11 protein-coding genes are annotated in these 10323 nt (G+C 69.3%); 7 read left to right on the forward strand and 4 right to left on the reverse strand.

Annotation, left to right across the window (positions count from 1 at the left end):
- The first annotated feature begins 6 nt into the window (after positions 1-6).
- Positions 7-876: a 50S ribosomal protein L11 methyltransferase gene (locus EOW65_RS04765; RefSeq protein ID WP_128147848.1), complete on the forward strand. Its 870-nt coding sequence runs from the start codon at positions 7-9 to the stop codon at positions 874-876.
- 106 nt (positions 877-982) lie between these two features.
- A complete protein-coding gene (locus tag EOW65_RS04770) occupies positions 983-1330 on the forward strand; it encodes a hypothetical protein (protein WP_128147849.1) in 348 nt (115 codons plus the stop codon).
- Positions 1331-1425: 95 nt separating this feature from the next.
- Here the strand turns inward: EOW65_RS04770 and EOW65_RS04775 are convergent, their stop codons facing one another.
- Positions 1426-1614, reverse strand: coding sequence for a DUF1127 domain-containing protein (locus EOW65_RS04775; protein ID WP_128147850.1), 189 nt, complete (start codon positions 1612-1614; stop codon positions 1426-1428).
- A 333-nt stretch (positions 1615-1947) separates the two neighbouring features.
- Here EOW65_RS04775 and ruvC point away from each other — a divergent pair, with 333 nt between their 5' ends.
- The 4 genes from ruvC to EOW65_RS04795 all read left to right on the forward strand — a co-directional run bounded on the left by ruvC (position 1948) and on the right by EOW65_RS04795 (position 4754).
- On the forward strand, positions 1948-2499 hold the full coding sequence (gene ruvC, locus EOW65_RS04780) for a crossover junction endodeoxyribonuclease RuvC (RefSeq protein WP_128147851.1): 552 nt from the start codon (positions 1948-1950) through the stop codon (positions 2497-2499).
- The gene (gene ruvA, locus EOW65_RS04785) at positions 2496-3164 is read left to right on the forward strand and encodes a Holliday junction branch migration protein RuvA (protein WP_128147852.1); all 669 of its coding nucleotides are present in this window, start codon (positions 2496-2498) and stop codon (positions 3162-3164) included. Before ruvC ends, ruvA begins: the two co-directional genes overlap by 4 nt.
- 74 nt (positions 3165-3238) lie before the next feature.
- Positions 3239-4285 carry a Holliday junction branch migration DNA helicase RuvB gene (gene ruvB, locus EOW65_RS04790; protein WP_128147853.1) on the forward strand — a complete coding sequence of 349 codons (1047 nt, stop codon included), beginning with the start codon at positions 3239-3241 and terminating at the stop codon, positions 4283-4285.
- Positions 4286-4346: 61 nt separating this feature from the next.
- Positions 4347-4754, forward strand: coding sequence for a group III truncated hemoglobin (locus tag EOW65_RS04795; RefSeq protein ID WP_128147854.1), 408 nt, complete (start codon positions 4347-4349; stop codon positions 4752-4754).
- Between the two features lie 66 nt (positions 4755-4820).
- Here the strand turns inward: EOW65_RS04795 and EOW65_RS04800 are convergent, their stop codons facing one another.
- Entirely contained in the window at positions 4821-5834 is a 1014-nt protein-coding gene (locus EOW65_RS04800; protein ID WP_128147855.1) for a YcjF family protein, read from the reverse strand.
- Positions 5831-7234 carry a YcjX family GTP-binding protein gene (locus EOW65_RS04805; protein ID WP_240664499.1) on the reverse strand — a complete coding sequence of 468 codons (1404 nt, stop codon included), beginning with the start codon at positions 7232-7234 and terminating at the stop codon, positions 5831-5833. Before EOW65_RS04805 ends, EOW65_RS04800 begins: the two co-directional genes overlap by 4 nt.
- A 272-nt stretch (positions 7235-7506) precedes the next feature.
- On the opposite strand from EOW65_RS04805, the gene truA reads away from it, so the two are divergent.
- Positions 7507-8274, forward strand: a complete 768-nt coding sequence (truA, locus tag EOW65_RS04810; protein WP_128147857.1) for a tRNA pseudouridine(38-40) synthase TruA — start codon at positions 7507-7509, stop codon at positions 8272-8274.
- Position 8275: 1 nt separating this feature from the next.
- Here truA and EOW65_RS04815 read toward each other — a convergent pair whose 3' ends face one another.
- A complete protein-coding gene (locus EOW65_RS04815) occupies positions 8276-10174 on the reverse strand; it encodes a polysaccharide biosynthesis protein (RefSeq protein ID WP_240664501.1) in 1899 nt (632 codons plus the stop codon).
- Between the last annotated feature and the right edge of the window lie 149 nt (positions 10175-10323).

A 10323-nucleotide genomic window follows, 5' to 3' on the forward strand; every position in this document is an offset into this window, starting at 1 on the left:
GCCGCCATGCCGACCTTCACCGCCTTTTGCACCCTCGACGATCGCGACGCCGCCGAGGCGCTGGCCGAACACATCGAAGAGCTCGATCCCGCGCCCTATGGTGTCGGCGTCTTCGAGATCGAGGATGGCTCGGACCGCTGGGAGGTCGGATCCTATTTCCTGTCCGCCCCCAATGGCGTGGTGCTCGACCTGCTCGCCGCCGCGCATGGGGCGACGCATTTCGTGGTCTCGGAACTGCCCGAGACCGATTGGGTCGCGCATGTGAAACGCGAGCTTGCCCCGGTCGTCGCGGGCCGCTTCTTCGTCTATGGCAGCCACGACGCCGACAAGGTGCCCGCCGATGCCGTGCCGCTGCTGATCGAGGCGGCGATGGCCTTCGGCACCGGCCATCACGGCACCACGCTTGGCTGTCTGAGCGCGCTCGACCGGCTCGAACGGGCGGGGCTGCGGGCGAAGAACGTCGCCGACATCGGCTGCGGCACCGCGGTGCTGGCGATGGCGGCCGCGAAGCTCTGGCCCGAGACGGTGCTGGCCTCCGACATCGACCCGGTGGCGGTCGAGACGGCGGCGGCGAATGTCGTGGCGAACGGGCTTGCGGGCCGGGTGATCTGCCTCGAGGCCGCGGGTTTCGCCCATCCGCAGATCGAGGCGGCCGCGCCCTTCGACCTGATCTTCGCCAATATCCTGAAGGCGCCGCTGATCTCGCTCGCCCCCGACATGGGGCGGTTCTGCGCCGAATCAGGGCACGTGATCCTGTCGGGCATCCTGCACGCACAGGCCGACGAGGTGATCGCCGCCTACGAAGCCCAAGGATTTACCCTCGTTTCGCGCAACGAATACGGCGACTGGACGACATTGGTGATGCGCCGGAAATAATGCCGCAATTGTTCAGTCGCACCCCAGCCACATTTGCGCCATAATCCGTTAATGCCTTGTTAGGCATGTCATTCGGATGACGTGGTGAGTGGACCGGGGGGCGACGATGAGCGACCATGGCCTGAAGAGTTTCGAGAAGCGGCTGGCCCGGATCGACCGGATCCACGCGGCCGGCGGCGCCTTCGAGGCGACGGGCGCGCTCGGGCGGTCCTATTTCGACTCGATGCGGCCGCGGGCGCGACGGGCAATCCCATTCAAGGCGATCGCGCTGTTCTTCGTTGGCGCATTGCTCTTCAAGGGGGCGATCTTCGCGCAGCTCGGCGCCGAGACCTATGACGCCCGCGTCGGGGCTCTGGCCCGGGGCACGCTGCCGGAGCAGGTCGGGGCCTGGGTGCTGCATGCCGATCCCGTCACGCGGGGAATCGGAGACCTGCTGCACGGGCTGATCTACTGATTTCGGGGGAGGGCGCCGGCCCGGCAGGGTCGGCAAAAACGGAAAGGGCCGCGCGGCGTCACGCCTGCGCGGCCCTTCCGATTGCGGCGCTCACGTCAGAGCCCCATGTGCTCGGCGTCGTAGCGGGTCAGGCCGATGTCGGTCAGCTCGCGGTCGCTCAGCTTGGCCAGTTCGTTGCGAGTCACGCGCGCGTCGTTCCAGGCGATGACGGCGTCGACGAGCTTCGAGAAGGTGCCGGTGCGGCCAGCGCGGCCGAGCACACGGTTGGTGTCGATAGCGGACATTTCGGGTTTCCTTGGTTTTTTTCAAACTGCGTAATTCGTGGGCGATGCCCTTGTGAGGACGCACATAGAGGGGGCCATTTGCAAAAACAACAGCGGCACAGGCAGTCCCGCCATGCGTTTTCTGCATGCCGTGGCGGGGCGAAACAGCGGCGCGCCGGCACCTGCCAGAACGTCGGAGAAATCGGTCATTCTGCAGTGCAGCAAAGGCGAGGATCGGGCATTCCGCCCGCTTTTTCCGCCGGCGCGCACAAACCGACCCGGGGGCTTTCCTGTTTGCGATGTTCACTTTTCGTGCTAGTCGTTGAAAAAATGCCACAGCGAAGGGCGAGCAGGATGCGGGTGATCGGAATCGATCCGGGGTTGCGAAACCTCGGCTGGGGCGTGATCGAGATGGAGGGCTCGCGCCTGCGCCACCTCGGCAACGGAATCATCCACTCGGCCGGGGAAGAGCTTGCGCTGCGTCTCGTCACCCTGCACGCCGGCCTGACCGAGGTCGTCGCCCGCTTCGCCCCCGAGGCGGCGGCGGTCGAACAGACCTTCGTCAACAAGGATGCCGTGGCGACCCTGAAGCTCGGCCAGGCGCGCGGCATCGCGTTGCTGGTGCCGGCACAGGCCGGCATTCCGGTCGGCGAATACGCCCCCAATGCGATCAAGAAGGCGGTGGTCGGCGTCGGCCATGCCGACAAGGTCCAGGTGCAGCACATGGTGCGCCATCAGCTGCCCGGCGTCACTTTCGAGGGGCCCGACGCCGCCGATGCGCTGGCGATCGCGATCTGCCACGCCCATCACCTGCAATCGGCACATCGCGCCAATGCCGCCCAGCTTGGCCGCGACGCGATCGAGATCACCGCCGGTCAGGCCCGGATCCGGAGGGCGGTGCAATGATCGGCCGCATCGCTGGCACCATCCTGCACCGCGCCATGGATCACGTGCTGATCGACGTGCGCGGCGTGGGCTATATCGTCCATGTCTCGGCCCGCACCGCCTCGAGCCTGCCGCCGGTGGGCGAGGCCTGCGCGCTTTATACCGACCTTCTGGTGCGCGAGGATCTGCTGCAGCTCTTCGGCTTCCCGACGCTGCTCGAGAAGGAGTGGCACCGGCTGCTGACCTCGGTGCAGGGGATCGGCGCCAAGGCCTCGCTCGCCATTCTCGGCACGCTCGGCCCCGAGGGTGTGGGCCGCGCGCTTGCGCTTGGCGACGCGTCGGCGATCAAGGCCGCCCCCGGCGTCGGGCCGAAGCTTGCACAGCGCGTGGTGATGGAGCTGAAGGACAAGGCGCCCACGGTGATGGCCATGGGCGGCACGCTGACCGTCGACACCGCCCCCTCCGACGAGGTGATCGAGGCGGCACCGAAACCCCGCACCCGCCCCGCCCCCGCCGCGACGCCGAAGGTGAACTTCACCGCCGAGGCGCTCTCGGCCCTCACCAACCTCGGCTACAACCCGTCCGAGGCGGCCAGTGCCGTTGCCCAGGCCGCGGAAAACCCCGAGGCCACCGACACCGCGAAACTGATCCGCGCCGCGCTGCGCCTGCTTGCGCCGAAGGACTGATCCCTTCATCTTGCCGAAAATACCTCGGGGGCGCGGGGGCAGCGCCCCCGCCCTCGCCACAAAGGCCCTGACCGATGACCGAGCCCGACCCCACCCTTCGCCCCGACCGCCTGCCCGAGGATGCCGACCGCGCGCTGCGGCCGCAGGCGCTCGAGGAGTTCGTGGGCCAGGCCGAGGCCCGGGCGAACCTGCGCGTCTTCATCGAAAGCGCGAAGATGCGCGGTCAGGCGATGGACCACACGCTGTTCCACGGCCCGCCCGGCCTTGGCAAGACCACGCTGGCGCAGATCATGGCGCGCGAGCTTGGCGTCAATTTCAAGATGACCTCGGGCCCGGTGCTGGCGAAGGCGGGCGATCTGGCCGCGATCCTGACCAATCTCGAGCGCAACGACGTGCTCTTCATCGATGAGATCCACCGGATGAACCCGGCGGTCGAGGAAGTCCTCTATCCGGCGATGGAGGATTTCGAGCTCGATCTGGTGATCGGCGAGGGCCCGGCCGCGCGCACCGTGCGGATCGAGCTGCAGCCCTTCACCCTCGTCGGCGCCACGACCCGTCTCGGCCTACTGACGACGCCCTTGCGCGACCGCTTCGGCATCCCGACACGGCTGCAGTTCTACACCGAGGACGAGCTTGACCTGATCGTCGCGCGCGGCGCACGGCTTCTGGGCATTCCGGCCGACCCGGACGGCACCCGCGAGATCGCCAAGCGCGCCCGCGGCACACCGCGCATCGCCGGCCGCCTGCTGCGCCGGGTCGTCGATTTCGCGCTGGTCGAGGGCGACGGCCGGCTCACCCGCGCCATCGCCGACCGCGCGCTCACCCGGCTCGGCGTCGACCATCTCGGCCTCGATGGCGCTGACCGGCGCTACATGATGCTGATGGCCGAGCATTACGGCGGCGGCCCGGTGGGCGTGGAGACGCTGTCCGCGGCGCTGTCGGAAAGCCGCGACGCGATCGAGGAAGTGATCGAGCCCTACCTGCTGCAGCAGGGGCTGGTGCAGCGCACGCCGCGCGGGCGGATGCTCGGCCAACGGGCCTGGCGCCACCTTGGCCTGGACGCACCGCCTGTTCCGGGTACCGTGCCGCCGCCGCAGGGCGAGCTGTTCGAGGACCGCTGAGACATCCTGTCGCTGGACGCGCCCGCCCCCGTGCCCTAGCTCGGGCGGGAAGGAGACCCGCATGACCGCCATTCCGCCGCGTTTCGAGATCACCGAGGCCGAGATCGACCTCGTCGTGCAGCGCTTCTACCTGCGCGTGCGCGCCCATCCCGAGCTTGCCCCGATCTTTGCCGCCCATGTCACCGACTGGCCCGCGCATGAGGCGAAGATCGCGCGGTTCTGGAAAGGGGCGATCTTGCATGCGCCCGGCTACGAGGGCAGCCCGATGATGGCGCATCGCCGCGCCGGCAACGTCGCGCCCGGGCACTTCCCCGACTGGCTCGGCACCTTCGACGCGGTGCTGAAGCAAAGCCTTGCGCCCGAGACGGCGGCGGGCTGGTCGGCGCTGACCCATCGCATCGGGCTCGGCCTGCGTCAGGGGGTCGAGGATGTGGGGCGCGCCCCGGGCGCGGTGCCGAACCTGCGCTGATGCCCCCGGCCCCGCAGGCAGGTTTCGAGTATTTTTGCCAGGAAAAAGCCCGGGGGCGGAACAGCGTCAGGGGGCTGGGTCTTCGGGCGCCTTGTCGCGACCGAAGAGCCCGGTCAACGCGCGCCGGGTCAGGTTCGTCACCCGCGGTTTTGGCAGGGCGCGAAACGGCATCGGCCGGCACACCTCGATCGCCGCCACACCGACACGGGCGGTGAGCGCGCCGTTCACCACCCCCTCGCCGAAGCGGCGCGAGAGTTTCGCGAAGAGATGCCCGCCGGTCACCGTCTCGATCAGGTCGTCGCCCGCAGCGACCGCGCCGGTCGCGACGAGATGGGTCATCACCGTGCGCGCAAGCCGCATCGCCCCCAATGTGCCGGCGCGGCCGCCATAGATCTCGGCGACGCGGCGGATCATCCGCAGGTTCGCGGTGAGCGCGGCAAAGACATCGGCGAGCGCCAGCGGCACCACCGCCGTCACCGTCGCCACCATGCGCGCCGCCGCCTCGACCTCGAGCCGCGCGGCGGCATCAAGCGGCGCCATCAGCTCGGTTTCGGCGAGCCGCAGCAGCGTATCGGTATCAAGCTGCTCTGGCCCGCGCTCGGCCAGCGTCCGGCGCGGCCAGTCCATCTCGGCGCGCGCCGCGTAAAGCCCCGAGACATGGGTGACGACCTTGCGCGCCCGCCCGAGGTCATCGGCCTGCGCCGCCTCGAGCACCTCGCGATGCACCCGGTCGAGCCGGCCGAGCCGGGCGAAGGCCGCAAGCTCGCGCACCGCGATCAGCAATGCCGCCAGCACGAAGGCGGCAAACAGCACGGTGGCGATCCAGCCGAGCACCGGGTTCGACGCGAACAGCCCCTCGACGAAGCGCCAGGCCGCGACCGTGGCGAGGAAGGTCACAAGCGCCCCGGCAGCGCGCCAGAAGAAGCGGCCGAGTTTCGAGGGCGGGCGCGCGGCGATGCGCGCCGCGATCTGCATCGCGCGGCCTTCGGGCGGGGGGACGTCGCCCAGATCGGTGACCGGCGGCGCCTCGGCCGGCGAGGGCGCGGCCTCCTCGATCTCGATCAGCAGGGGTTTCTTCACAGCTTGTCTCCGATCAGGAATTCGGCGGCGCGGTCGAGGCGGATATGCGGCGGCCCCTCGCCCGGGCGCAGGGTGACGGGGGCGGGGACGAAGTCCATCAGCGTGTAATCGGCATCGAGCCAGCGCGTCGCGCCCTCGCGCGCGGGCGCCAGAAGCTGTGCCGGATCGGCCGGCAGATCGCCCGGGAAGAGCGCGACCGAGCGGCCGTCGGCCAGCCGGCCGCGCAGCGCCGGCAGTTCCTCGCCCTCGTGGCGGATCACGTCCTCGGTGGTGGTGCGCAGGCTGGCAAGCGACAGCGCGAGCGTCTGCGCACCGGCGAAATCGGCGCGATCCTTCGCCTCGCGCAGAAGCGCGCCGGTGATCGCGGTCAGCCGGGCGTGCTGCGAATGGTGCAGGTGATCGGCCTTGGTCGCGGCAAAGAGAATGCGCTCGATCCGCCGCGCGCCAAGGAGCGAGGCCAGCACCCCTGCCTTGCCCGGGCGGAAGGCGACCAAGATCCCCGCCATCGCCGCCCGCAGATCCTCGAGCGCGGCGGGCCCGGCATGGATCGCGCCGAGCACGTCGACCAGCACTACCTGCCGGTCGATGCGGGCGAAATGCTCGCGGAAGAAGGGTTTGACCACCTTGTCCTTGTAGGCCTCGAAGCGGCGCGCCATCTCGCGGCCAAGCGAGCCGCGGGGATACTCGCCCGGCGGCAGCGGCGCGAAGGTGAGCGCGGGCGAGCCCGCCATTTCACCGGGCAGCAGGAAGCGGCCTGGTGAACAGTCGGAAAAGCCCGCCGCGCGCGCGGCTTGCAGATGCGCGGTGAAGGGCGCGGCCAGCGCCTGCGCCGCAGGTTCGGTGAAGGGCGCGGCAAGATCGGCCGACGCGAGCGCGGCAAGGAAGGGCGCGCTTTCGGGACGCCCGGGCAGACGCGCCAACACCGCTTCGGACCATTGCGCGAAGCTGCGGTCGAGCAGACCGAGATCCAGCAGCCACTCGCCCGGATAGTCGACGATGTCGAGATGCACGGTGCGCAGCCCCCGCAACCCGCCCAGAAGCCCCGTCGGCGCCACGCGAAAGCTCAGCCGCAGCTCGGAGACGGCACGCGTGCCCTCGGGCCAGTGCGGCGCGGGACCGGTCAGCGCGGCAAGGTGGCGCTCGTAGTCGAAGCGCGGCACGGTATCGTCGGGCTGCGGCTGCAGGAAGGCCGCGCGGATGTTGCCGCCCCCGGTCAGCGCCGGCATCCGGCCGCGATCGAGCAGGTTCGCGACGAGCGAGGTGATGAACACCGTCTTGCCCGCCCGCGACAGGCCGGTGACGCCCAGCCGGATCACCGGCTCGAACAGCGCCTCGGAGACGGTGGCGCCCAGCCCCTCGACCTGGCGGGTGAGCGTGTCGGCGATGTCGGAAATGCCCAAAGCGCTGCCTCGTGTCTTGCCTTCCCTAGATAGGCAACTGCCCGCCGGTTTCACAGGGGGAAAGGCGGGGGCGCTGCCCCCTCTGCGCCTGCGGCACATTCACCTCCGGGATATTTGAAGCAATTGGAAGCGGGTCGTCCCCTGCTTTCTCCTTGCCGGAAATACCTCGGGGGTGAGGCCGCGAGGCCGAGGGGGCAGCGCCCCCTGCCCCGCTCGGGGCCCCTGCTCGCTCGGGGATTGCGCGCGGGCCGGCGGCAGGCTATCGCCGGGGCATGCCCAGATATGCGTTCAGGATCGAATATGACGGTGGCCCCTTCGCGGGCTGGCAGCGACAGGCGGACCAGCCCTCGGTGCAAGGCGCGGTCGAGGCGGCGCTGGCGCGGCTCGAGCCCGGGCCCCACACCATCGCCGCGGCGGGCCGCACCGATGCGGGCGTGCATGCGACGGCGCAGGTCGCGCATGCGGATCTCGCCAAGGACTGGGACCCGTTCCGCCTGTCCGAGGCGCTGAACTTCCATCTGAAGCCCGCGCCGGTGGCGATCAGCGCCTGTGCGCGGGTCGCCGACGATTTCCACGCCCGCTTCTCGGCGCTCGAGCGGCGCTATCTCTTCCGTCTCGTCGCCCGCCGCGCGCCGGTGGTGCATGACCGCGGCCTCGTCTGGCAGGTGCAGAACCCGCTCGATGTCGCGGCGATGCGGGCGGGGGCGGCGCATCTGCTCGGTCGGCACGACTTCACCACCTTCCGCTCCTCGCTGTGTCAGGCGGCAAGCCCGGTGAAGACGCTCGACGAGATCCGGATCGAGGAGATCGACTATCCCGCGGGCCGCGAGATCCGCTTTCATCTGCGCGCGCGCAGCTTCCTGCACAATCAGGTGCGCTCGATCGTCGGCACGCTCGAGCGGGTCGGCGCCAGCTTCTGGGCGCCCGATCAGGTGCGCACGGCGCTCGAGGCCTGTGACCGCGCTGCCTGCGGGCCGGTTTGCCCGCCGCAGGGGCTCTACCTGAACGGGGTAAGCTATCCGCAGGAGCCGTTCGGCTGAGTCATTCGGCCGGCACGTCGGCGGCGTGCTGCGCCTCGACGATGCGGCATTGCAGCGCCGATTTCGGCAGGCTCTGCGGATTGTATTCGCGCACCGCCCGCGCCACGACCGAAATCACCTCGGCATCGCTGCCATGCTCGACCGCGTCGCGCAGATCCCGCAGGGCCGCCGCGGTTTCCAGCTCGGACAGGTGATCCTCGCGCACCCGGATGATCTTCGGATGCGCCGTGGCCTGGGCGCCCTTGCGCACCATCAGCTCCTCGTGCAGCTTCTCGCCCGGGCGCAGGCCGGTGACCACGATCTCGATATCGCCATGCGGGGTCTCGGCATCGCGCACGGTATAGCCCGAGGCCGCGATCATCCGCCGCGCCAGATCGCCGATGCGCTGCGGCTTGCCCATGTCGAGCACGTAAACCTCACCGCCCTCGGCAAAGGAACCCGCGAGCAGCACGAGGCGTGAGGCCTCCTGGATCGTCATGAAATAGCGCGTCACCCGCTCGTCGGTGAGCGTCACCGGGCCGCCGCGGGCGATCTGTTCCTGAAACAACGGGATCACCGAGCCCGAGGAGCCGAGCACATTGCCAAAGCGCACGATCGAGAAGATCGTCTTCGGCGCCCGCGCCGCCAGATCCTGGATCACCAGCTCGGCGAAGCGTTTCGAGGCGCCCATCAGGTTGCCCGGCCGCACCGCCTTGTCGGAGGAGACGAGCACGAAGCGCTTCACCCCGGCGTCGCGCGCGGCCTTCGCCAGCACCGCGGTGCCGAGCGTGTTGTTCGCCAGACCGACACGCGGATTCATCTCGACCAGCGGCACGTGCTTGTAGGCCGCGGCATGCAGCACCACGGCGATCGCGTTGCGCTCGATCACCTGGGAGACGTGGATGCCGTCGCATACCGAGCCGAGCACTGCGACGATCTCGACACCAAGCGCCTCGGCCAGCACCCGCATCTCCGCCTCGGCGTTGTAGAGCGCGATCTCGGACAGCTCGAACAGCACCAGCCGCGCCGGTCGGCAGCCGATCACCTGGCGACAGAGTTCGAGCCCGATCGAGCCACCGGCGCCGGTGATCATCACATTCGCGCCACGATAGGCCGAGCAGCCGGTGGCCAGCGCCTCGTTCAGCGGGTCGCGCATCAGCAGCGCCGCAGGCCCCGCGGGCAGCAACCGGCTCATCAGCTCGTCACCGCCGTGCAACTGCGAGAAGGCCGGCAGGGTCTGCACCTCGAGCCCGAGCTTGTCGAGGCGCTTCGAGATGAAGGTCTGCTTGTCGACCGACACCGAGGGCATCGCGAGGATCACCCGGTTGATCTTGTAGCGGTCGCGCAGCGCCGCCGCATGCACCCCCGAAAAGATCGGCAGCCCGTTGACGTTCATCCCCGACAGCGTCGCGTTGTCGTCGAGGAAGGCATAGACGACGAGCCCGTCGACCGCCCTCAGCTCGCGCGCAAGCGCCATGCCGGTGCGACCGGCGCCGTAGATCGCGACCCGGGTGAAGATCCGCGACCGGCGGTAAAGCTGCGTCAGCAGCCACACCATGAGCAGCCGCGAGCCGAAATAGGCGGCAAAATAGACCAGCGCAAAGATGACATGGAAGCCGCTGGAGATCCCGGTGCCGGTCGCCTGCGAGAAGATCGCCGAAATGATGCCGAGCGCCGCCGCCATCAGCATCGAGCGGCCGACGGCCTCGCCCGAATAGTCCTTCAGCTTGATCCGGTTCATCCCGAGCGCGATGCAGAGCCCCCCCGCCGAGACCATCAGCACCGGCAGCAGCAGCCAGTGCCGCAGCAGCAGCGTGTCGAACAGCACCTCGGCGCGCGTGCCCTTGAGCGCCATCGTCGCCAGCAGGGCGAGCGGAACAAGGCAGACGTCGATCACGAGAAGGATAAATGCCTTCTGCACGCGGGTTAGAGAGATGATTTTCTTAACAGGTTGCTGAATTAATCTGATGCGTGGAACGGTTTCCCTTGGCAGGCTGGCCGAAGCAGGTTCGTTGCGGAGGTTCGGTGTACTTGGGCGCCACCATTCGGCCTCATGCGGTCAGCAACCGC

It is taken from the genome of Paenirhodobacter ferrireducens (assembly GCF_004022265.1).
In the GTDB taxonomy this organism is placed as follows: domain Bacteria; phylum Pseudomonadota; class Alphaproteobacteria; order Rhodobacterales; family Rhodobacteraceae; genus Rhodobacter; species Rhodobacter ferrireducens.

Excerpts from the sequence above, each read along its gene's own strand:
- EOW65_RS04765 (WP_128147848.1), top strand. The coding sequence starts at position 7 with ATGCCGACCTTCACCGCCTTTTGCACCCTCGACGATCGCGACGCCGCC.
- EOW65_RS04770 (WP_128147849.1), top strand. The coding sequence starts at position 983 with ATGAGCGACCATGGCCTGAAGAGTTTCGAGAAGCGGCTGGCCCGGATC.
- EOW65_RS04775 (WP_128147850.1), bottom strand. The coding sequence starts at position 1,614 with ATGTCCGCTATCGACACCAACCGTGTGCTCGGCCGCGCTGGCCGCACC.
- ruvC (WP_128147851.1), top strand. The coding sequence starts at position 1,948 with ATGCGGGTGATCGGAATCGATCCGGGGTTGCGAAACCTCGGCTGGGGC.
- ruvA (WP_128147852.1), top strand. The coding sequence starts at position 2,496 with ATGATCGGCCGCATCGCTGGCACCATCCTGCACCGCGCCATGGATCAC.
- ruvB (WP_128147853.1), top strand. The coding sequence starts at position 3,239 with ATGACCGAGCCCGACCCCACCCTTCGCCCCGACCGCCTGCCCGAGGAT.
- EOW65_RS04795 (WP_128147854.1), top strand. The coding sequence starts at position 4,347 with ATGACCGCCATTCCGCCGCGTTTCGAGATCACCGAGGCCGAGATCGAC.
- truA (WP_128147857.1), top strand. The coding sequence starts at position 7,507 with ATGCCCAGATATGCGTTCAGGATCGAATATGACGGTGGCCCCTTCGCG.